This is a genomic window from Streptomyces pseudovenezuelae (genome assembly GCF_029892565.1).
Classification (GTDB): Bacteria; Actinomycetota; Actinomycetes; order Streptomycetales; family Streptomycetaceae; genus Streptomyces; species Streptomyces pseudovenezuelae_A.
This window is the reverse complement of sequence record NZ_JARXVH010000014.1, coordinates 224,567-244,705: the sequence shown is the minus strand read 5'-3', so window position 1 is coordinate 244,705 and position 20,139 is coordinate 224,567. Positions and strand designations below refer to the sequence as shown.

Sequence of the window (20,139 nt, the reverse complement as noted above, 5' to 3'; positions counted from 1 at the left end):
GTCATGAACCAGCCACTCGCGGGCTTCGCCCCCGCACCCGTCACCGCCCGGATGGAGAACCACGGCAACCACATGCTGAAGGTCGCCATGCAGTCCGGAAGCGACCTCTTCGCGCGCGTGGGCTCGATGGTCGCCTACGAAGGCTTCATCCAGTACGAGCCCAACCCGCCCGCCGTGCGCCAGATCGCCCGCGACTGGATGACCGGCGAGGGCGCCCCGCTGATGAAGTGCTCCGGCGACGGACTGCTCTATCTCGCCGACTACGGCGCCAATGTCGTCGTCATCAACCTCAACGGGGACGGTATCTCCGTCAACGCCACCAACCTGCTCGCCTTCGACAGCCACCTCACCTGGGGTGTCGAGCGGGTCAAGGGCCTGGCGAAGTTCGCCGGACAGGGCCTGTGGAACACCAAGATCACCGGGTCGGGCTGGGTCGCGCTGACCTCCCGGGGCAAGCCGATCGTCGTCGACTGCGGCGGCGGTGAGGACGAGACGTACGTCGACCCCGACGCGCTCGTCGCCTGGTCCCCGAACCTCAAGGTGAAGGGCAAGCGCAGCTTCAAGGCGCAGTCGCTGATCGGCCGCGGCAGCGGGGAGGCCTACCAGATGGCCTTCTCCGGTCAGGGCATCGTCGTCGTCCAGCCCAGCGAGGACAGCACCGACCGACTCCGGGTCCGGGGCTGAGGGGGAGCCAGAACCGTCATGCAGAGCTCGCTTTTCGGCTACAACGACCAGCAGACCCAGGAACGCTGGAGTCTGCAGAACAAGCAGATGCTGCGCGTCACCCTGGAGGGCCACGACGACATCCTCGCCCGCAAGGGCACGATGGTCGCCTACCAGGGGCTCGTCGAGTTCGACGCCGAGTACCAGAACACCCAGCAGGCGTACGCGCGTGCCGCCACCGGCGAGGGCCTCAACCTGATGCGCTGCCACGGGCAGGGCACGGTCTACCTCGCCAACCTCGCCCAGCACGTCCATGTGATGGACGTCGAGCAGGACGGCCTCACCGTCGACAGCAGCTATGTGCTGGCGATGGACTCCTCGCTGCACCACGAGGTGATCGCCGTCGACAGCCAGTACGGCATCTCCGGCTCGGGCAAGTACCAGCTCAACATCACCGGCCGCGGCCGGGTCGCCCTGATGACGTCGGGCGCGCCGCTGCTGATGCAGGTGACGCCCGACAAGTACGCCAACTGTGACGCCGACGCGATCGTCGCCTGGTCGACCGGCCTGCGCGTGCAGATGCAGGCCCAGACGCACTCCTCCGGGGTGTGGCGGCGCCGCGGCAGCACCGGTGAGGGCTGGGAGCTCAGCTTCATGGGCAGCGGGTTCGCACTCGTTCAGCCCAGCGAGCTGCTGCCGCCGCAGAACGCCAACATCGGCGGCGGTCTCGCCGCGCAGTACGGCATGGGGCAGCAGGGAGCTCGGGCACAGAACCAGGGCAACGCCTGGAGCTGAGCCTCCAGGAGTACGACGTAGCAGGAGTACGAGGTAAGGGGCGCCGGCCGTTCCGGGCGCCCCTTACGCATGTCTCAGGCGGCGAGCCTCGCGCGGGTCGCCTCCAGCAGGCGCAGGACGGACTCGTCGGCCACGTCGGCGACCTCGTCGTAGGCGAACCAGCGCAGGTCGAGGGACTCGTCGCTGATCTCCTGCACCGCGCCCGGCGGCGCCACGACCGCGTACTGCACGTCGAAGTGGCAGTGGCAGGGCGCCGGGATCGGATGCCGGTCCAGGCGGGCCGGGCCGCCCGGCAGCAGGGTCAGCCCCGGGATGCCGGACTCCTCCGTCGCCTCCCGAAGGGCCGCCGCCTCCAGCGAGGTGTCGCCGGGCTCGCAGTGGCCACCCATCTGGAGCCACCTGCGCAGCTTCTTGTGGAGGGTCAGCAGAACGCGCTCGCGCGACGGATCGACCACCAGGGCGCTCGCCGTGATGTGGCCCGCGTGGCAGGCCTTCCACAGGCCGTCCGGGTGTGCCTGGAGATGATCCAGATAGGCCTGGCGCAGCTCTTCCTGGCCCTCGTACCCCTTCAGCACGAGGACCGCGTCGTCGTACAGGCTCACTCCGTGCCGTCGCCCTTGCCCTTGGCGTCGCCCTCGGTGTCGTCCTTAGGCGCGTCGTCCTTCGTCAGGTTCGGCTTCTCGGCGGAGCCGTCCGCCGCCTCGCCGAGCATCTTGTCGAGCTCCGAGAAGTCCAGCTGCTCGCGGTGCACGAAGCCGTCCGGGTCGTCCAGGTCGGAGGCGGTGGGCAGCATGTCCGGGTGGGCCCACAGGGCGTCCCGGCCGTCGACCCCGCGCGCGTCCGTGAGGGACGCCCACAGGCGGGAGGCGTCGCGCAGCCGGCGGGGGCGCAGCTCCAGGCCGATCAGCGTGGCGAAGGTCTGCTCCGCCGGGCCGCCCGTCGCACGGCGGCGGCGCAGGGTCTCGCGCAGCGCGTCAGCGGACGACAGGCGCGGCTTCGCGGCCGCGTGGACCACCGCGTCCACCCAGCCCTCGACGAGCGCCAGAGCCGTCTCCAGCCGGGCCAGGGCCGCCTTCTGTTCGGGCGAGTCCTCCGGCTGGAACATGCCCTGCTGAAGGGCGTCCTGCAACTGCTCCGGGTTCTGCGGGTCGAACTGGCCGACCACGTCCTCCAGCTTGGCCGTGTCGACCTTGATCCCGCGCGCGTACCCCTCGACCGCGCCGAACAGGTGCGAGCGCAGCCACGGCACGTGCGCGAAGAGGCGCTGGTGGGCGGCCTCGCGCAGGGCGAGATACAGCCGCACCTCCTCCTTGGGCACGCCGAGGTCCTTGCCGAACGCCTCGATGTTCACCGGCAGCAGCGCGGCCCGGCCCGCCGGGCCGAGCGGCAGCCCGACATCCGATGAGCCGACGACCTCGCCCGCGAGCACGCCGACGGCCTGCCCGATCTGGGTGCCGAACATGGCGCCGCCCATCGAGCGCATCATGCCGATCAGCGGGCCCGCCATGGCCTGCATCTCCTCCGGCAGGACGTCGCCCATCGCCGCGCCGACGCGCTCCGCGACGGGGTCGACGAGCTCCTGCCACGCGGGCAGGGTCGCCTCGACCCACTCCGCGCGGGACCACGCCACGGCGGAGCCCGAGCCCGAGGGCAGGGACGTCGCGTCGTCCAGCCACAGGTCCGCCAGGCGCACGGCCTCCTCGACCGCGGTGCGCTCGGCGGGGCCGACGCTCGCGTCCTTGGTGCCGTCCTCGGTGCCCTGGGCGACGGTCTGGCGGGCGATCTGCTTGGCCATGTCCCAGTTCACCGGGCCGCCCTCGTACGAGAGCATCTGGCCCAGTTGCTGGAAGGCCGCGCCCAGGTCGTTGGGGTTCAGCGAACCGAACATGGCTGCGAGCGGATTGTCCGCACCGGGGCCGCCAAAGCCGCCGGCGCCGGGCAGCCCGCCAAATCCGAACGGGTTGGCCGGGCCCTGACCACCACCGCTCTCCTGGTCCTTCTTCTTGCCCTCGTCGCCGTCGTCCGGCTCCTCCGGCGGAAGGCCGAATCCGAATGGGGTGTCACTCACGGGATTCCTCGGCTGGTAAGGCCACCGGTTGCCTCCGGCGGCACGACTGCCCGATAACACCACCCAGCGTAGACACCGCGGACCGATCGGGCCTCGGTGCTTCGCCGACTCGCGGCCTGCGGCAGGATGGATGCCACCTGGTACGTACGCGTCACTCGCGCTCGTACTGAAGACAACCGCTGGAGACGCCCGGTGAGTTCCCCAGATCCGCAGGTTCGCGCAGCGCGAAACGAATCAACCCCGCCCGCCTTGCGCGGGCCCGTCGTCGCGGTCACCGGCGCCGCGTCCGGCATCGGAGCGCTGCTCACCGAGCGGCTGGCCGCTTCGCAGGAGATCAAGCAGGTCATCGCCATCGACGAGCGGCGGGGCGAGTGCGCGGCGGCCCTGTGGCACATCCTGGACGTACGGGATCCGGCCATCGCCGACAAGCTGCGCGGCGCGGACGTCGTCGTGCACCTCGCGCTCGACCTGGACCTGAAGACCGATGCCGCCGCCCGGACGGCGTACAACGTCCGGGGGACGCAGACGGTGCTCACGGCGGCCGCCGCGGCCGGGGTCCACCGGGTCGTGCTGTGCACGTCGGCGATGGTCTACGGGGCGCTGCCGGACAACGAGCTGCCGCTGTCCGAGGACGCCGAGCTGCGCGCGACGGCCGAGGCCACCGGTGTCGGCGACCTGCTGGAGATCGAGCGGCTCGCGCGGCGCGCGCCCCGGGCGCACCCCGGCCTCAATGTCACCGTCGTCCGGCCCGCCGTCCTCATCGGCGGCACCGACACCGCGCTGACCAGGTACTTCGAGTCGCCCCGGCTGCTCGTGGTGGCCGGCTCGCGGCCCGCCTGGCAGTTCTGCCACGTCGAGGACCTGTGCAGCGCCCTGGAGTACGCCGTCCTGGAGAAGGTCGACGGGGAACTCGCCGTGGGCTGCGAGGGCTGGCTGGAGCAGGAGGAGGTCGAGGAGCTCAGCGGGATCCGGCGGATGGAGCTGCCGTCCGCGGTCGCGCTCGGCGCGGCGGCCCGGCTGCACCGCATCGGGCTGACGCCGTCCCCGGCCGGTGACCTGGCGTACACGATGTACCCCTGGGTGGTGAGCGGGAGCCGACTGCACGACGCGGGGTGGCGGCCGCAGTGGACCAACGAGGAAGTGCTCGCGGAGCTGCTTGAGGAGGTCACCGGGCGGCACACCGTCGTCGGCCGGCGGCTGGGCCGCAAGGACGCGACCGCGGCCGGCGCGGCGGGCGCGACGGTGGCCCTGCTGGGCGCGGCGGCCGTGGTGCGCCGCGCGCGGAAGGCACGTCGGCGGATCTGACCGGCGTGGTCTGTCCGGCGTGCGCCCTGTAGGAGGCTCCAAGGCCGCACACACGCGTGCCTGGTGAAAGTGCTATTCCGCGCTGTCGCGGGCGTGAGGCACGATGGAGTCATGGCACCCACGAGCGACCACCCCGGTGAGCAGGCCGCGGACGACCCCATCAGGCTGATCGCGATCCGTGACACGGCGCTCTCCGTGGACGAGGTCTTCCGGGCCGTCGGGGACTCCGCCGCCGGCGGGAGCACGCTGTTCGTGGGGACCGTGCGCAACCACGACGGCGGGGCCGACGTCGAGCGGCTCGGGTACTCGTGCCACCCCAGCGCCGAGGCCGAGATGCGGCGGATCGCCGAGAAGGTCGTCGCCGAGTACCCGGTGCGGGCGCTCGCCGCCGTCCACCGGATCGGTGACCTGGAGGTCGGCGACATCGCCGTCGTCGTCGCCGTGTCGTGCCCGCACCGGGGCGAGGCCTTCGCCGCGTCGCGGAAGCTGATCGACGACCTCAAGCACGAAGTGCCGATCTGGAAGCATCAGACGTTCTCCGACGGCACCGAGGAGTGGGTCGGCGCCTGTTGACCGGCGCGCGCCCCCGCGCGAGTCACTGCGCGGCCTTCCGGGCGCTCCCTCCGGTTGCGTAACCGCACCCCGGGCATGAGCGTTGTCAGTGCGGCTGGTTAATCTGCTGATCAGTCAGTTCACGCGGACGCTCACCGGGGTTGGGAGGTCGACATGGGAGCGCTTCTCTGGTTGTTGATTCCGTTCATCGCCGCGGTCGGCGCCGGCCTGTGGGGCAGTTGGGCCAACCGCACCCGCAAGGTGCGCAGCGACGGCCCCGAGCTGGACGGATACGCCCGGTTCCGCGAGGCCATGGAGAAGTCCCACTCGGGCACCTGACGCCCCGGTACCCCAAGCGGGGTGGGGCTGACGGTGCGCTGACAGTGACGTCCCGTACTGTCGTGCCATGCCACGCCGCACCGCGACGATGCTCGCCTCCACCCTGATGCTGATCGCGCTCCTGTGCGCGGGAGTCTTCATCCCCGTGCCGTACTCGGAGATGTCACCGGGGCCGACCGTGAACACGCTCGGGGACCACGACGGCGAGCCGGTGCTGCAGATCTCCGGCCGCAAGACCTATGCGGCCGGCGGCCACCTGAACATGACCACCGTCCGGGTCACCAGCGCGGACTACCGGATGAACCTCGTCGAGGCCGTGTACGGCTGGCTCGCGCACGACAACAAGGTCGTCCCGCACGACACGCTCTACCCGGACGGCAAGACGGAGGAGCAGTCCACCCAGGAGAACGCCGAGGAGTTCAGCCAGTCCCAGGAGAGCGCCAAGGTCGCCGCCCTGAGGGAGCTGAAGGTACCGGTGAAGTCCTGGGTGATCGTCTCGACGGTCGTCAAGGACTCGCCGTCCGAGGGCAAGCTGCACGCCGGTGACGTGATCAAGGCCGTCGACGGCACCACCGTCAAGGAGCCGACCGACGTCGCAAAGCTCGTGACCAAGCATCAGCCGGGCCAGGACGTCGTCTTCACGGTCGTGCCGGCCAAGGAGCAGGCCGCCGCCGAGAAGGAGAACAAGACGGCGACCAAGACGCAGGACATCACGGTCACGACCGTCGCCTCGGACGACACCGGCGAGAAGCGCGCGATCGTCGGGATCTCCGCCGGGACCGACCACACGTTCCCGTTCACCATCGACATCAAGCTCGCCGACGTCGGCGGACCGAGCGCCGGTCTGATGTTCTCGCTCGGCATCTACGACAAGCTCACTCCGGGCGACCTCACCGGCGGCAAGTTCGTGGCCGGCACCGGGACCATCGACGACGACGGCAAGGTCGGCCCGATCGGCGGCATCGAGATGAAGACGGTGGGCGCGCGCAGCAAGGGCGCCCAGTACTTCCTGACGCCGGCCGACAACTGCGCGGCCGCCGCCAAGGACACCCCCGACGGCCTCACCCTGGTCAAGGTGAAGACCATCGACGACGCCCTCGGCGCGCTGAAGGACATCCGTTCCGGCAAGACCTCCGACCTGCCGAAGTGCACGACCTCGTAGCCGGACCGGCGGGACAGTGTCCCGCCGACCGGACTCCCCGGCGCCCCTCGTAGGACCCGCCGCCCGCTACTCCTCGAACGTCGCCGCCAGCGCCTCCGCGAGGCCAGGCACCAGGGCGCCGCCCGTGAGGACCTCCGTCGGCGTGTCCTTCTCGCGCAGCCGCAGGGCCGAGTCACGGGCGCCGTCGCGCAGCACCGCGACCGTCATCCGGACCTCCTGACGGCTGGGGTGCTCGGCCACCCACTGGGCGAGCTTCTTCTCGTTCAGCCCCTCGGGGACGGACGCCTCGGCGGACGGCGGCAGCATCAGCCGCTCCACCGTGAGCGCGCAGCCGACCACCGCGTCGGGCCAGGCGATCGTGCCGAGGAACTCGTCCAGCGGCTTGCCGGCCGGGATCTCCTCCTGCTCGATCGGGGTGAGACCGGTGACTTCCTGTTCGTCCGTCAGGCCGAGCTGGGCCGCGAGGGCGGGTTCCTGGACCCGCAGCCGTGCGGTGTCTACGAGGGCGAAGAGGCGGGCGGGCTGGTCCCAGCCGAGGCCGGAGACGTACTCGTCGATCTCGAGCACGGCCCGGGTGAGCGGGCTCGCCGCCATGGGAGTGTTGGACATGGTCACAATCCTGCCTCGTTCGTCACCTGAATCGGGAACCGAGTAAGCGGTGAGTAAGTTGCATAGGTGTGGGCCCGCGATCACGGGGGGCCACGGGAGGTCCACGAACACGCGGGCCTGACGGATCGACAGCGAACTTCGAGGTGCGCACCTTGGCTTTCCAGATGCCGGACCGCGGCGGAGGCCCGACGGGGCCGCGGATGAGAGTGGGCCGCCCGTCGCGGCGCGTCCGGACCCTGCTCATGACACTGGGCGTGCTGGCCGTCCTCGGCATGGCGTTCACCATGTTCGCGGGCTTCTGGACGGACTGGCTCTGGTACCGGTCGGTGAAGTACTCGTCCGTCTTCACCACCACGCTGTGGACCAAGATCGGCCTGTTCTTCGTCTTCGGCCTGCTGATGGCCCTCGCGGTCGGCCTCAACATCTGGCTCGCGCACCGGCTGAGGCCGCCGCTGAGCGCCATGTCGATGGAGCAGCAGAGCCTGGACCGCTACCGGATGGGCATCGCGCCCTACAAGAGGTGGCTGCTGCTCGGCATCACCTCCCTGGTCGGTCTGATCGCCGGCGCGTCGGCGTCCAGCCAGTGGCGCACCTGGCTGATGTGGGTCAACGGCGTCTCCTTCCATCAGAAGGACCCGCAGTTCCACCTCGACGTGTCCTTCTACGCGTTCGACCTGCCCTGGTACCGGTTCCTGCTCGGTTTCGGCTTCGCGGCCGCGATCCTCTCCGTGATCGCCGCCGCCCTCACGCACTACCTGTACGGCGGACTGCGGATCACCTCCCCGGGCGCGCGTGCCACGGCCGCCGCGACCGGGCACCTGTCGGTGCTGCTCGGCATCTTCGTCGCCCTCAAGGCGGTCGCGTACTGGCTCGACCGGTACGGCCTCGCGGTGAAGTCCAGCGACTTCAAGGCGACGGACAACTGGACCGGCCTGAGGTACGTCGACGCGAACGCCTATCTGCCGGCCAAGACGATCCTGTTCTGCATCGCCGTCATCTGCGCGCTGCTGTTCTTCGCCACCCTGTGGCGGCGCACCTGGCAGCTCCCGGTGATCGGCTTCGGCCTGATGGTGCTCTCGGCGATCCTCATCGGCGGGCTCTACCCGGCGATCGTCCAGAAGTTCCAGGTCCAGCCGAACGAGCAGGCCAAGGAAGCGCCGTACGTCGAGAAGAACCTCAAGGCGACGCGCGAGGCGTACGGCATCGACGACGCCAAGGTCACCGAGTACTCGGGTACCGGCAACACCAAGGACAAGACCAAGCTGCGCGACGACGTCGACTCCACGGCGAGCATCCGCATCCTGGACCCGAACATCGTCTCGCCGACCTTCCAGCAGCTCCAGCAGATCAGGAACTACTACGCGTTCCCGACCAACCTGGATGTCGACCGCTACAGCAAGGACGGCAAGGACCAGGACACGGTCATCGGTCTGCGTGAGCTGAACCTCAACGGCATTCCGAAGAACAACTGGATCAACGACCACTTCCGCTACACCCACGGCTACGGCGTGGTCGCCGCCAAGGGCACCACGGCCGACTCCGAGGGCCGCCCGGTCTTCACCGAGTCCGACCTGCCCTCCAAGGGCGACCTGGGCTCGTACGAGCAGCAGATCTACTACGGCGAGAAGACCACCACGTACTCGATCGTCGGCGGTCCCCAGAAGGAGATCGACTACTCCGACGACAGCGGTGAGAAGACCACCAGCTACACCGGCAAGAGCGGGGTCAACCTCTCCAACCCGGTCAACCGGGCCGCGTACGCGGTGGCGTTCAGCGAGCCGCAGATGCTCTACTCCGGCGCGATCGGCGAGGGCTCGCGGATCCTATACAACCGCACGCCCAAGGAGCGCGTCGAGGCGGTCGCCCCGTGGCTGACCATCGACGGCGACGCCTATCCGGCGGTGGTGGACGGCCGTATCCAGTGGATCGTCGACGCTTACACCACGACGAACGGATACCCGTACGCCTCCCGTACGACCCTCGGTGACACGACGGCGGACTCGCTGACCGCGACGAACAACTCGCGCGCGGTGGTGGCCCAGCAGAACCAGGTCAACTACATCCGCAACTCGGTGAAGGCGACCGTCGACGCGTACACCGGCGAGGTCAAGCTCTACCAGTGGGACACCGAGGATCCGGTCCTGAAGACCTGGATGAAGGCGTTCCCGAACACGGTGAAGTCCAAGAAGTCCATCTCGCCGGAGCTGATGGCCCATCTGCGGTATCCGCAGGACCTGTTCAAGGTCCAGCGCGAGCTGCTCACCCGCTACCACGTCAAGGACGCGCAGACGTTCCTGTCCGGCAGCGAGGTGTGGCAGGTGCCGGACGACCCGACCAACAAGTCGGGTGACGCGGTGCCGCCGTACTACCTGAGCATGAAGATGCCCGACCAGTCGTCCCAGGCGTTCTCGCTGACGACGACCTTCTCGCCCAACGGCCGGGACAACCTGAGTGCGTTCATGACGGTCGACGCCGAGGCGGGCACTCCCGACTACGGCAAGATCAGAGTGCTGAAACTGCCGACCAGCACGACCGTCAACGGGCCTAAACAGGTGCAGAGCCAGTTCAACTCCGAACAGGACATCGCCGAGTCGATCAAGCTGCTCAAGGGCGGCGACTCCGAGGTCGAGTACGGCAACCTGCTGACGGTCCCGTTGGACGGCGGACTGCTCTACGTGGAGCCGGTCTATGTGCGCGGTGGCGGGCTCAAGTACCCGCTGCTGAGAAAGGTGTTGGTGACCTACGGCGGCGCCACCGCCTTCGAGGACACCCTCGACCAGGCCCTCAACAAGGTCTTCGGAGCGGAGGGTCCGGTCACCACGCCACCGGACGACGACACCACCACCAACCCGCCACCGACGTCCAACAACCCCACGGTCCAGGAGGCGTTGACCGACGCCCAGAAGGCCTTCGACGCCGGCCAGGCAGCGCTCAAGAAGGGTGACTGGGAGGCGTACGGCGAGGCGCAGAAGGATCTGCAGGACGCGCTGCAGCGGGCCGAGGACGCGCAGTCCAAGGCCGACAAGGCGAGCGGCAGTGGCGGCAGCGGCAACAAGGCCAGCCCAAGTCCCAGTGGCAGTCCCAAACCCAGCGGTAGTCCCAGCGCGACGAGCAGACCGAGCAGCAGTCCTGGCAGCACCTGACCGGCGAATGACCGGTCAAGTGCCCACCTCGCACCGTGGTACGGTTGCCACACAACGGCGCGGGGTGGAGCAGCTCGGTAGCTCGCTGGGCTCATAACCCAGAGGTCGCAGGTTCAAATCCTGTCCCCGCTACTGCAGTTCGAAGGCCCGGATCCTTTAAGGATCCGGGCCTTCGGCGTGTGCGAACGCATGTACCGACCCGGAGGTGGCCGTGCCGCTGTGGGGAGTTGGGGGAACTGTGTTTGACTTGTCTCTCTGTGGGCAAGTCGACAAAACGCTGAAGTGACCTCACTGGCTGCGGTATACCAGGTGTACCCAGGTTGCAGGTGGTGCGACGATGGACGTTATGGGGGACAAGGCAACTCTGTTCGAGACAGGGCGATTTGTGCAGCCCTCCGGGCAGAGCGATGCCGTGGAGGCCGCTGAGGAGGCTGCCGAGGAACTTCGTCAGCGGCTCGCGGCCGAGGCCGGCGACGCCGAGGCGAAGAGTGTCCTCGGGGCCATGCTGCTGCGCCGTGGCGACCTCGACGGAGCCGAGCCCCATCTGCGTGGCGCCACCGCGGCGGGCGACCGTGCCGCCGCCAACAACCTGGGAGTCCTGCTCCACCAGCGCGGTTACGCCGACGAGGCCGCCGGATGGTGGCGGATCGCCGCCGTCGCCGGATCGGCCGCGGCCGCGCACGCCCTCGGGCGGTACCACCGTGAGCGCGGGGACGAGCCCGCCGCCGAGTACTGGCTGCGCCAGTCCGCCGAGCAGGGACACGCCCTGGGCGCCTACGCGCTCGCCGATCTGCTGGAGCACCGCGCGGACGCGGGCGCCGAGGACTGGATGCGGGCCGCCGCCGAGCGGGGGCACCGGGAGGCGGCGTACCGACTGGCACGCGCGCTCGACCGCAGGGCCGCGCACGAGAGCGAGACCGGGTCAGGGGGAGACGACGGCGCCGCGCTGTCCGCGGAGGCCGAGCGGTTCTACCGGCAGTCGTCCGCGCGCGGACACCGGCGGGCCGCGCTGCAGCTCGGCGCGATCCTGGAGCGGCGCGGCGAGCTCAAGGAGGCCGGGCGCTGGTACCTGACGTCCGCCAAGGACGGCGAGGCCCGGGCCGCCTGCGCCCTGGGCTTTCTGCTGCGCGACGCCGGCGACACCGAGAGCGCCGCCGTGTGGTGGCTCCGCGCTGCCCAGGACGGCGACGGCAACGCGGCCAACGCGCTGGGCGCCCTGCACGCAGAGCGCGGCGAGACCCAGACCGCCGAGCGCTGGTACCGCGCGGCGATGGACGCGGGCGACGACAACGGCGCGTACAACCTCGGGCTGCTCTGCGCCGAGCAGAGCCGCACGGCGCAGGCCGAGCAGTGGTACCGGCGGGCGGCGTACGCCGGGCACCGCGAGGCGGCGAACGCGCTGGCCATCCTGCTGCTGCAGGGCGGCGACACGACCGGCGCCGAGCCGTGGTTCTCCAAGGCCGCGGAGGCCGGCAGCGTGGACGCGGCCTTCAACCTGGGGATCCTGTTCGCGGGGCGCGACGAGGACGAGGTCGCGCTGCGCTGGTACGAGCGGGCGGCCGCCGCCGGGCACACCGAGGCGGCGCTGCAGGTCGGCATCGCCCGGCTGCGCGACGGCGACGAGCGCGCGGCGGAGCGGCATCTGCGGTGCGCGGCCGGCGGCGGCAGCCCGGAGGCGGCGTACCGGCTGGCCACCGTGCTCGACGCGCGGCGCCCGCCGGAGCCGGCGCACGAGCTGGGCGAGACGGTGCACGAGAAGACCGAGTGCGAGGAGTGGTACGAGCGGGCGGCTTCCCAGGGCCACCGGCGCGCGCAGGTGCGTGTCGGGATGATGGCCGCTGCCCGCGGCGATGTCGTCGAGGCGGCCCGTTGGTACCGGGCGGCGGCCGAGGCAGGCTCCCGCAACGGCGCCTTCAATCTCGGGCTGCTGCTCGCCCGCGAAGGCAGCGAGCCGGAGGCGGCGGTGTGGTGGACCCGCGCCGCCGACGCCGGGCACGGCCGCGCGGCGCTGCGGCTCGCCCTGGTCTACGCGCGGCGCGGCGAGCTGGCCGAGGGGCAGCGCTGGGCCGACCGCGCGGTGACGCTGGGGCCGGCCGAGGTGAGCAAGCGGGCGGCCCGGCTGCGGGACGCGCTGGGCCAGGAGCTGTCGGCCTGAGCCGCAAAAGACCTGGTCGGACGCCTCTCAGTGACCGCCGGTCAATCGATTTGCTTCTGCTCGCGTGGCTGACGTAATGTTGCGTTTACCGACGCGGGGTGGAGCAGCTCGGTAGCTCGCTGGGCTCATAACCCAGAGGTCGCAGGTTCAAATCCTGTCCCCGCTACTCAAGGCCGAAGGCCGGAACCCATCAGGGTTCCGGCCTTCGGTGTGTTCACGGTGCTCATCGTGCTCACGGCACGTGGCCCACGGCCTCCTCGTACAGCGAGCGGTCCACCGTCTTCGACTCGGGCAGCGCATCCCCTGTCGCGACGCCCTGTGCCCGGTAGGCGGACTGGAGGCGGGTCGTGGTGCCCTCGCGGATCTCCCAGTCCATGCGGAGCGACGGGGTGGACTCCAGGACCGCCTCGTCGGTCTTCAGGAGCTTCGCGAGGTAGCCGACGAAGCCCGCGTCCTGTTTGTAGTCGGACGCGAAGTACGTGTTCACCGTCCGGAGGTACGCCCGCAGCAGGGCCACCCCGGCGTCCACGTCGTCGTGCAGCAGGCTGCGGCCGTACAGCATGCCCCCGAGGGGCTCGCCGAGCGGCTGGCCGCCCAGGAAGGCGTATCCCGGCCTTCCGTCGACCTTGCGCCAGATCGGGTCGAGCAGCCAGGCCGAGTCGACACCGCCGTTCTGCAGGGCGGTGAGGACGTCGGCGGAGCCCAGCTGGCGGTACTGGATCTTGTCGAGGCCGCCGCCGTGCCGCTCCAGGGTCTTCTCCATGGGGTACGCGATCACGGAGCCCTTGCCGATCATCGTGCCGAGGCTGCGGCCCGCGAGCCGGACCTGGGCCGCCGTCTCGCCGTCCTTCAGCCGCGCCCACAGACCGCTCTTCGACTTCGGGGCGGGCGAGAAGTTGCCCGCGACCCACTTGATGTCGAAGCCGCCCTTGATGCCGTTCATCACGGCCGCCTCCGGCGCCGCCCAGAGCGCGTCGATGTCCCCCTTGGCCAGCAGGGGCAGCGCGTCCGGCGTCGGCAGGACCTTCAGCGTGACGTCCAGGCCCTCCTTCTCGAACTCGCCCTTGTCGAGGGCGACTTCCAGCGGCGCCACGTACTCGGCGCTCAGCGTGCCCGTCGCGATCGTCAACTTCCGTGTCTTGGCGAGGGGTTGCGGGCCGGGCGCCAGCGGCATGCAGCGGGCCGGCAGCCGGTCCGTCGCGAGGTCGGCCGGGTCCGTCCAGGACGACTTGCCGCACCCGTCGACGGGCCGGATCGTGCGCCCGCCCGTGCCCGCCGGCGCACCGGCGTCGTCCGAGTACGGCGTCGACGAGCAGGCCGCCGACGCGAGCAGCGCGGCCACGGCCGCCACGAGACCGTACGCACGACCGTACGCATGCCTTCTCATGACTGTCCCCTTCCCCGGTCCCGAGGTGCCCACGGCGTCAGCAACCGGCCCAGGATCCGCACCAGTTCGGAGAAGAGCACCCCGAGGACGGCCACGCAGACGATGCCGACGAACATCACGTCGTTCTGGAACAGCGCGCGCGAGTCGAAGATCAGGTGGCCCAGGCCGTTGCTCGCGGCGATCTGCTCCGAGGCGACGATGACCAGGACCGCCACGCCCGCCGCGATCCGCGCGCCGACCAGGACCGACGGCAGCGAGGCAGGCAGCAGGACGTGCCGGAACATCTGCCAGGGCGAGGCGCCGAAGACCCGGCCCGCGTCGAGGTGGCCGGACGGGATCGCGATCACCGCGGACATCGTGGAGATCCAGACGAAGAAGAACACCGTCGCCGCCACCAACGCCACCTGCGGGCCCTCGCCCAGGCCGAACATATTCAGGAAGACCGGCAGCAGCGCCAGCTTCGGGACGACGTACAGGGCGTCCAGGAGAGGCTCAAGGGCCGCTCTGATCAAGGGCAGCGAGCCCATCAGGAGGCCCAGGGCGTAGCCCGCCGCGGTGCCGATCGCGTAGCCGGCCAGGACGCGCTTCAAGGTCGCCCACACGTCCGGCCACAGGTCACCGGCGGCGGCCCGGTCCCAGCCGTCGGACAGGATCGTGGAGGGCGCGGGGTAGACGCGGGCGTCGATCCAGCGCTGATCCGCGGCCAGTTGCCACCACAGGACCAGCACGAGGGGCACGGCGACCGCGAGCGACAGTTCCAGGGCGCGCCGGCGGCGGTGGGTGCGTACGGGGTGGAGTTCCTCGGGGCCCGGGCGGCGGACCAGGACCGATTCCGGCTGCCTGCCGGGGGCGATGGTCGTCATGCCGGCACCGCCTCCTTCCGCAGCAGTTCCCAGAGTTGGCTCTTGAGCGCCGTGAACTCGGGCGCCGAGCGGATGTCGCCGGTGCGCGGGCGGGGGAACGGCGGGCGGTGCTCGGCGATGATCCGGCCCGGGCGGGCCGACATCACCAGGACGCGGTCGCCCAGCACGATCGCCTCCTCCAGGCTGTGGGTGATGAACAGGGTGGTGGTGCGCAGCGCTTGGGTGATCTCCAGCAGCTCGTCCTGGAGGATCATGCGGAGTTGGGCGTCCAGGGCGGCGAACGGCTCGTCCATGAGCAGCAGTTCGGGCTCGACGGCGAGGGCGCGGGCGATCGCCACGCGCTGGCGCATCCCGCCGGAGAGCGTGGCCGGGTAGGCGTCGGCGAAGTCCGCGAGGCCCATGCGGGCCAGCCAGTCGGCCGCGCGGGCGTTCGCCTCCCGACGCGGGACGCGCTGGACGTCGAGGCCGAAGCGGACGTTGGCCTGGACCGTCTTCCAGTCGTAGATGCCGTAGTCCTGGAAGATCATCGCCGCCGGTCGGGCGGTCGAGGCACGGATCGCCAGCGTGCCGGTGCTCGGGCGCAGCAGGCCGGCGGCGATCCGCAGCAGCGTGGACTTGCCGCAGCCGGAGGGGCCCACGACGCAGACGAACTCGCCGGGGGCGACCGTGAGATCGAGCGGGCCGAGGGCGTCGACGGTGTGGGGGGTTCGGCCGAAGACGCGGGTCAGGTCGGAGGCGTGGAGTTTGGGGTGCGGGTCTCCCACGGTTGCTCCTTGCGGAGTTCGTCACGGAGTGGAGGGTGCCGCAAGACGATATGACGGACCGTCAGATTGAGGAAGCCTGTAGGCGACGACGGAAGGTCCGTACGGGGCGACAGGATGCCTGCGCGCAGCGCGAAGCCCCGGCGTCCACTAGAACTCAAGCGGAGGATGCCGGGGCTTCGTCGAAGTCGAAAGCCGTCAGGCCGCCGAGCAGTTCGGGCAGACGCCGCGGTACGTCACCTCGACGTCCGAGACCTTGAAGCCGAAGCGCTCCGAGTCGGGGAGGTCGGCCAGCGGGTTGCCGCTCGGGTGGACGTCCTTGATGGTGCCGCACTGGGCGCAGACCAGGTGGTGGTGCGGCTGGTGCGCGTTCGGGTCGTACCGCTTGGCGCGCTTGTCGGTGGAGACTTCCAGGACCTCGCCGAGGGAGACCAGCTCGCCCAGCGTGTTGTACACGGTCGCCCGGGAGATCTCGGGGAGCTTCGCGACAGCGCGCGCGTGCACCTCGTCGGCGGTCAGGTGGACGTGCCGGCCGTCCAGGACCTCGGCCACGACACGCCGCTGTGCGGTCATCCGCCATCCGCGTCCGCGCAGCCGCTCCAGAAGGTCACTCATGCGGGCCAGTTTAACAGTGGGAGGCCCAGAATCCGAACAGGTGTGACTTTGGAGCTTGCCCGGTCTTGGACTTTGTCCATGGTGGCGCCCGCGAAGGCGCCACCATGTGCTCAGGCGGGTACGTGCTGTCGGGCCGGTGTCCAGCAGCGGATGATGTCGCGGACCGAGACGATGCCGACGGCGTCGCCGCGGTCCAGGACGACGAGGTGGCGGAAGCCGCCGTGGGTCATGGCGCTCGCCGCCTCCTCCAGCGTCCAGGACGGGGCGGCGAAGACGACATCGGTGGTGGTGTGGGCGTGGGCGCGTTCGGAGTCCGGGTTCTGGCCGAGGCCGACGGAGTTGAGGATGTCGCGTTCGGTGAGGATGCCGATGCCACCGGCGTCGGGGTCGAGGACCACGGCGGCGCCGACTCGGCGGGCGGACATCAGGGCGGCTGCCTGGCGGAGGGTGTGGGCGGGGCCGATCGTGAGCACCACGGTGCTCATGGCTTCGCGGACGAGCATGGGCTGCGAGTCACCTCCCGGGAACCCCTGATAGTTCAGGGATTCACAAGTTCACAAATTGAGGGTGCCCTCAGAGTTGCAGGTAAAGCAACGGTCAACAAGAGGGCGCGCACGGCCGATTGAGGGCGTGCGTGCTCATCTGCGCTCGACGGGTGTGCCCTACGCGCCGGTCAGTAGCGCTGGTTGAGATAGCCCAGCAACTCGTCGTGCAGCAGCCCGTTCGACGCCGCAGCGTTCCCGCTGTGCGGGCCGGGGCGGCCGTCGAGGCCGGTGAACTCGCCGCCGGCCTCGGTCACGATGATCGCGTTGGCGGCCATGTCCCACATGGACAGCTCCGGTTCGGCGCAGATGTCCACCGCGCCCTCGGCGACCAGCATGTAGGGCCAGAAGTCGCCGTACGCGCGCGTGCGCCACACCTCGCGGGTCAGGTCCAGGAAGCCGTTGAGGCGGCCCTGCTCCTCCCAGCCGGAGAGCGAGGAGTACGCGAAGGAGGCGTCCGTCAGCTTCGAGACGCGGGAGACGCGCAGCCGGGAGGCCGAGGAGAGGCTGCGGCCGGTGAAGGCGCCGTGGCCCTTGGCGGCCCACCAGCGGCGGCCCAGCGCGGGCGCGGAGACGACGCCGACGACGGGCCGGTAGCCGCCCTCCGCCGCCTCCATGAGGGCGATCAGCGTGGCCCACACGGGCACGCCGCGTACGTAGTTCTTGGTGCCGTCGATCGGGTCGATCACCCAGCGCCGGGGGCCCGTGCCCTGGATGCCGAACTCCTCGCCGAGGATCGCGTCGCGCGGGCGGCCGCGCCGCAGCTGGCCGCGGATGATCTCCTCCGCCGCCTTGTCCGCCTCGCTCACCGGAGTCATGTCCGGTTTCGTCTCGACCTTGAGGTCGAGCGCCTTGAATCGGCCCATGGTGGCCGAGTCGGCGGCGTCCGCGAGGACGTGGGCGAAACGGAGGTCATCCTGGTAGTCCGGCATGGAACGCACGCTATCCGTCGGCGTCGGGCCGGTGCCAGCGCTCCTACCTCACGGTTTGGCGGCACATTGACGAGTCGCGGCCGGGCCGTGCACGGGGTGTGACGGCACGTAGTGTCCGACGGGCGCCCCCCAGTGCGCTCGCGAACCCTTGACAGTGCCCCCGTGCGCGTCAAATCTGGGCGCAGAGTGCTCCGCCCCAGGGAGGCGATGATGCCTGCAGCGCGGGAATCCCTACTGGACGCCGCGTACACGGCGCTGGCCCGTCGGCCGTGGTCCACGGTGCGGATGGTCGATGTCGCCGCGGCGGCCGGTGTGTCCCGGCAGACGCTCTACAACGAGTTCGGCAGCAAGGAGGGGCTCGCCCGGGCACTGGTCAGACGAGAGGCCGACGGCTATCTCGCCGGCGTCGAACGGGCGCTGGCCACGCACGCCGACGCCCGCGACCGGCTGACCGCGACCGCCGAGTGGACGGTGTCCATGGCCCGCGAGAACGCGCTCGTACGGGCCATGCTGACCGGCTGCTGGAGCGAGCGGCTGCCCTCGCCGACGCTGTCCGCGGTTCCGTCGTCCTCGGCCGTGCCGGCGCAGCGGAGGGCCGACGGTCCGCTGCCCTCGCCCGGCGACTTCGTGGCGATCGTCCGCGACCGGGCCGTGGTGCAGCTCGCCGTCCCCGGCACCCCCAAGTCGGAGACCGCCGACCTGACCCGCTCCTGCGAGCTCGTCACCCGCCTCGCCCTGTCCTGCGTCTCGGCGCCGCCGGGGGAGGGCGGAGTGGCCGACCTGATCCGCACGGCCCTGTCCCGCCAGCCTGCCTGACCGCCCCTAGTGGGCCGAGCCCGACAGCTGGAGGCCGATCACGCCCACGATGACGAAGCCGATCGAGATGAGCTTCAGGGTGGAGACCAGGTCGCCGAGGAAGATCATTCCGTAGATCGCGGTGCCGGCCGCGCCGATGCCGGTCCAGACGGCATAGGCGGGTCCGACGTCGAGTTTCTTCAGGGACAGGGTGAGCAGGCCGAAACTGCCGAGTGCGAAGGCGCAGAACGCGATCGTGGGCCACAGTCGCGTGAAACCGTGCGAGAGCTTGAGGCACACGGCGAAACCTGTCTCCAGCAACCCGGCCACCACCACCAGCAGCCACGCCATGTGCTTGTCCTCCCGTATGCGGCTCGGTGCGATTATGCACTTGCCGCACCCGAGTACTGCCAAACAACGCGGAGGTCAGTCGCCTTCCTTCCGCTCCCGGGTGGAGAGCAGGCGGCGCAGCGAGTAGAGCCGGGCCGGATCCGCGTGCCCCTCGGCCACCCACGCGTCCAGCGCGCAGTCCGGCTCGTCGTGACTGCACGCGCGCGGGCAGTTCGCGGTGCCGGGCTCCAGGTCGGGGAACGCCTTGATGACCCGGGACGGGTCCACGTGGTGCAGGCCGAAGGAACGGACGCCCGGTGTGTCGACGACCCAGCCCGAGTCGTCCGGCAGCGGGATCGCGCGCGCCGAGGTCGTGGTGTGCCGGCCGCGTCCGGTGACGGCGTTGACGATTCCGGTGCTGCGCCGCCGCTCCAGCGAGACCAGCGCGTTGACGAGGGTCGTCTTGCCGACACCGGAGTGGCCGACGAACGCCGTGATCTTGCCGTCCAGTTGCTTGCGCACCCGCTCCACCGCGGTGCCGTTCTCCAGCTCCTCGCGGCTCGTGACGACGTAGGGGACGCCCAAATCGCCGTACATCTCCAGGAGTTCGTCGGGCGGGGCCAGGTCCGACTTGGTCAGGACGAGCAGCGGGTCGAGGCCGCCGTCGTAGGCCGCGACCAGGCAGCGGTCGATGAGGCGCGGGCGGGGTTCGGGGTCCGCCAGGGCCGTGACGATGGCCAGCTGGTCGGCGTTGGCGACGACCACGCGCTCGTAGGGATCGTCGTCGTCGGCCGTGCGGCGCAGCACGGAGGTGCGCGGCTCGATGCGGACGATCCGGGCGAGGGTGTCCTTGTCGCCGGACAGGTCGCCGATGATGGCCACCCGGTCACCGACCACCGCGGCCTTCCGGCCCAGCTCGCGGGCCTTGATCGCCATCACGACCCGGTCCTCGACCAGGCAGGTCAGCCGGCCCCGGTCGACGGTGAGGACCATGCCCTCGACCGCTTCCTCGTGCTTGGGGCGGATGTTCGTACGCGGCCGGTTGCCCTTGCGGTTCGGGCGCTGGCGGATGTCGTCCTCGTCGGTGTTCTTGCCGTAGCGGCGCATGACTGGTTCCCGTGCC

Annotated in this window: 20 protein-coding genes and 2 tRNA genes; 11 read left to right on the top strand and 11 right to left on the bottom strand. The window is 70.5% G+C overall.

From position 1 onward, the window contains the following. Positions 1–3 precede the first annotated feature (3 nt). Together M2283_RS36690 and M2283_RS36685 are read left to right on the top strand one after the other, a co-directional pair. The gene (locus tag M2283_RS36690) at positions 4–684 is read left to right on the top strand and encodes an AIM24 family protein (protein ID WP_280880805.1); all 681 of its coding nucleotides are present in this window, start codon (positions 4–6) and stop codon (positions 682–684) included. Positions 685–702: 18 nt separating this feature from the next. Then, positions 703–1,458, top strand: coding sequence for an AIM24 family protein (locus M2283_RS36685; protein ID WP_280880804.1), 756 nt, complete (start codon positions 703–705; stop codon positions 1,456–1,458). Between the two features lie 74 nt (positions 1,459–1,532). Here M2283_RS36685 and M2283_RS36680 read toward each other — a convergent pair whose 3' ends face one another. Further along, complete coding sequence (locus M2283_RS36680; RefSeq protein WP_280880803.1) at positions 1,533–2,060, bottom strand: NUDIX hydrolase; 528 nt, start codon at positions 2,058–2,060, stop codon at positions 1,533–1,535. Beyond that, positions 2,057–3,526 (bottom strand): zinc-dependent metalloprotease, encoded by a 1,470-nt coding sequence (locus M2283_RS36675; protein WP_280880802.1) that lies wholly within the window; start codon positions 3,524–3,526, stop codon positions 2,057–2,059. Before M2283_RS36675 ends, M2283_RS36680 begins: the two co-directional genes overlap by 4 nt. A 192-nt stretch (positions 3,527–3,718) precedes the next feature. Between M2283_RS36675 and M2283_RS36670 the strand changes: the two genes are divergently transcribed. The 4 genes from M2283_RS36670 (at position 3,719) to M2283_RS36655 (ending at position 6,884) form a co-directional block, all read left to right on the top strand. After that, on the top strand, positions 3,719–4,831 hold the full coding sequence (locus tag M2283_RS36670) for an SDR family oxidoreductase (protein WP_280880801.1): 1,113 nt from the start codon (positions 3,719–3,721) through the stop codon (positions 4,829–4,831). 111 nt (positions 4,832–4,942) lie between these two features. Further along, positions 4,943–5,404, top strand: coding sequence for a molybdenum cofactor biosynthesis protein MoaE (locus M2283_RS36665; RefSeq protein ID WP_280880800.1), 462 nt, complete (start codon positions 4,943–4,945; stop codon positions 5,402–5,404). 153 nt (positions 5,405–5,557) lie between these two features. Further along, positions 5,558–5,722 carry a hypothetical protein gene (locus M2283_RS36660; protein ID WP_280880799.1) on the top strand — a complete coding sequence of 55 codons (165 nt, stop codon included), beginning with the start codon at positions 5,558–5,560 and terminating at the stop codon, positions 5,720–5,722. Positions 5,723–5,789: 67 nt separating this feature from the next. Continuing rightward, the gene (locus M2283_RS36655) at positions 5,790–6,884 is read left to right on the top strand and encodes a YlbL family protein (RefSeq protein ID WP_280880798.1); all 1,095 of its coding nucleotides are present in this window, start codon (positions 5,790–5,792) and stop codon (positions 6,882–6,884) included. 66 nt (positions 6,885–6,950) lie between these two features. Here the strand turns inward: M2283_RS36655 and M2283_RS36650 are convergent, their stop codons facing one another. After that, positions 6,951–7,493 (bottom strand): PPA1309 family protein, encoded by a 543-nt coding sequence (locus tag M2283_RS36650; RefSeq protein WP_280880797.1) that lies wholly within the window; start codon positions 7,491–7,493, stop codon positions 6,951–6,953. A gap of 164 nt (positions 7,494–7,657) precedes the next feature. On the opposite strand from M2283_RS36650, the gene M2283_RS36645 reads away from it, so the two are divergent. The 4 genes from M2283_RS36645 to M2283_RS36630 all read left to right on the top strand — a co-directional run bounded on the left by M2283_RS36645 (position 7,658) and on the right by M2283_RS36630 (position 12,957). Further along, complete coding sequence (locus M2283_RS36645) at positions 7,658–10,636, top strand: UPF0182 family membrane protein (protein WP_280880838.1); 2,979 nt, start codon at positions 7,658–7,660, stop codon at positions 10,634–10,636. A gap of 58 nt (positions 10,637–10,694) precedes the next feature. Continuing rightward, positions 10,695–10,768, top strand: a tRNA-Met gene (locus M2283_RS36640). Between the two features lie 205 nt (positions 10,769–10,973). Then, positions 10,974–12,791 carry a tetratricopeptide repeat protein gene (locus M2283_RS36635; RefSeq protein WP_280880796.1) on the top strand — a complete coding sequence of 606 codons (1,818 nt, stop codon included), beginning with the start codon at positions 10,974–10,976 and terminating at the stop codon, positions 12,789–12,791. Positions 12,792–12,883: 92 nt separating this feature from the next. Then, positions 12,884–12,957: transfer RNA gene (locus tag M2283_RS36630), tRNA-Met, on the top strand. Between the two features lie 66 nt (positions 12,958–13,023). Here M2283_RS36630 and M2283_RS36625 read toward each other — a convergent pair. The 6 genes from M2283_RS36625 to hisN form a co-directional block, all read right to left on the bottom strand. Next, the gene (locus tag M2283_RS36625; protein WP_280880795.1) at positions 13,024–14,178 is read right to left on the bottom strand and encodes an ABC transporter substrate-binding protein; all 1,155 of its coding nucleotides are present in this window, start codon (positions 14,176–14,178) and stop codon (positions 13,024–13,026) included. Continuing rightward, complete coding sequence (locus M2283_RS36620; RefSeq protein ID WP_280880794.1) at positions 14,175–15,041, bottom strand: ABC transporter permease; 867 nt, start codon at positions 15,039–15,041, stop codon at positions 14,175–14,177. The genes M2283_RS36625 and M2283_RS36620 overlap by 4 nt, the downstream gene beginning before the upstream one ends. Beyond that, on the bottom strand, positions 15,038–15,805 hold the full coding sequence (locus M2283_RS36615; RefSeq protein WP_280880793.1) for an ABC transporter ATP-binding protein: 768 nt from the start codon (positions 15,803–15,805) through the stop codon (positions 15,038–15,040). Before M2283_RS36615 ends, M2283_RS36620 begins: the two co-directional genes overlap by 4 nt. 195 nt (positions 15,806–16,000) lie before the next feature. Further along, on the bottom strand, positions 16,001–16,417 hold the full coding sequence (locus tag M2283_RS36610) for a Fur family transcriptional regulator (protein ID WP_280880792.1): 417 nt from the start codon (positions 16,415–16,417) through the stop codon (positions 16,001–16,003). 110 nt (positions 16,418–16,527) lie between these two features. Further along, complete coding sequence (locus tag M2283_RS36605; RefSeq protein WP_280880791.1) at positions 16,528–16,920, bottom strand: CBS domain-containing protein; 393 nt, start codon at positions 16,918–16,920, stop codon at positions 16,528–16,530. 170 nt (positions 16,921–17,090) lie between these two features. Then, positions 17,091–17,891, bottom strand: coding sequence for a histidinol-phosphatase (hisN, locus tag M2283_RS36600; RefSeq protein ID WP_280880790.1), 801 nt, complete (start codon positions 17,889–17,891; stop codon positions 17,091–17,093). Between the two features lie 207 nt (positions 17,892–18,098). Here hisN and M2283_RS36595 point away from each other — a divergent pair, with 207 nt between their 5' ends. After that, positions 18,099–18,707, top strand: a complete 609-nt coding sequence (locus M2283_RS36595; RefSeq protein WP_280880789.1) for a TetR/AcrR family transcriptional regulator — start codon at positions 18,099–18,101, stop codon at positions 18,705–18,707. Between the two features lie 6 nt (positions 18,708–18,713). On the opposite strand, the gene M2283_RS36590 is transcribed toward M2283_RS36595, so the two are convergent. Further along, positions 18,714–19,037 carry a DMT family transporter gene (locus M2283_RS36590; RefSeq protein WP_280880788.1) on the bottom strand — a complete coding sequence of 108 codons (324 nt, stop codon included), beginning with the start codon at positions 19,035–19,037 and terminating at the stop codon, positions 18,714–18,716. 75 nt (positions 19,038–19,112) lie between these two features. Next, complete coding sequence (gene rsgA, locus M2283_RS36585) at positions 19,113–20,123, bottom strand: ribosome small subunit-dependent GTPase A (RefSeq protein WP_280880787.1); 1,011 nt, start codon at positions 20,121–20,123, stop codon at positions 19,113–19,115. Positions 20,124–20,139 lie beyond the last annotated feature (16 nt).

Coding starts and splice junctions, on each gene's coding strand:
- M2283_RS36590 (WP_280880788.1), bottom strand. CDS start 19,037: ATGGCGTGGCTGCTGGTGGTGGTGGCCGGGTTGCTGGAGACAGGTTTC.
- rsgA (WP_280880787.1), bottom strand. CDS start 20,123: ATGCGCCGCTACGGCAAGAACACCGACGAGGACGACATCCGCCAGCGC.
- M2283_RS36635 (WP_280880796.1), top strand. CDS start 10,974: ATGGACGTTATGGGGGACAAGGCAACTCTGTTCGAGACAGGGCGATTT.
- M2283_RS36685 (WP_280880804.1), top strand. CDS start 703: ATGCAGAGCTCGCTTTTCGGCTACAACGACCAGCAGACCCAGGAACGC.
- M2283_RS36595 (WP_280880789.1), top strand. CDS start 18,099: ATGATGCCTGCAGCGCGGGAATCCCTACTGGACGCCGCGTACACGGCG.
- M2283_RS36655 (WP_280880798.1), top strand. CDS start 5,790: ATGCCACGCCGCACCGCGACGATGCTCGCCTCCACCCTGATGCTGATC.
- M2283_RS36605 (WP_280880791.1), bottom strand. CDS start 16,920: ATGCTCGTCCGCGAAGCCATGAGCACCGTGGTGCTCACGATCGGCCCC.
- M2283_RS36645 (WP_280880838.1), top strand. CDS start 7,658: ATGCCGGACCGCGGCGGAGGCCCGACGGGGCCGCGGATGAGAGTGGGC.
- M2283_RS36665 (WP_280880800.1), top strand. CDS start 4,943: ATGGCACCCACGAGCGACCACCCCGGTGAGCAGGCCGCGGACGACCCC.
- M2283_RS36650 (WP_280880797.1), bottom strand. CDS start 7,493: ATGTCCAACACTCCCATGGCGGCGAGCCCGCTCACCCGGGCCGTGCTC.
- M2283_RS36620 (WP_280880794.1), bottom strand. CDS start 15,041: ATGACGACCATCGCCCCCGGCAGGCAGCCGGAATCGGTCCTGGTCCGC.
- M2283_RS36610 (WP_280880792.1), bottom strand. CDS start 16,417: ATGAGTGACCTTCTGGAGCGGCTGCGCGGACGCGGATGGCGGATGACC.
- hisN (WP_280880790.1), bottom strand. CDS start 17,891: ATGCCGGACTACCAGGATGACCTCCGTTTCGCCCACGTCCTCGCGGAC.
- M2283_RS36690 (WP_280880805.1), top strand. CDS start 4: ATGAACCAGCCACTCGCGGGCTTCGCCCCCGCACCCGTCACCGCCCGG.
- M2283_RS36660 (WP_280880799.1), top strand. CDS start 5,558: ATGGGAGCGCTTCTCTGGTTGTTGATTCCGTTCATCGCCGCGGTCGGC.
- M2283_RS36625 (WP_280880795.1), bottom strand. CDS start 14,178: ATGAGAAGGCATGCGTACGGTCGTGCGTACGGTCTCGTGGCGGCCGTG.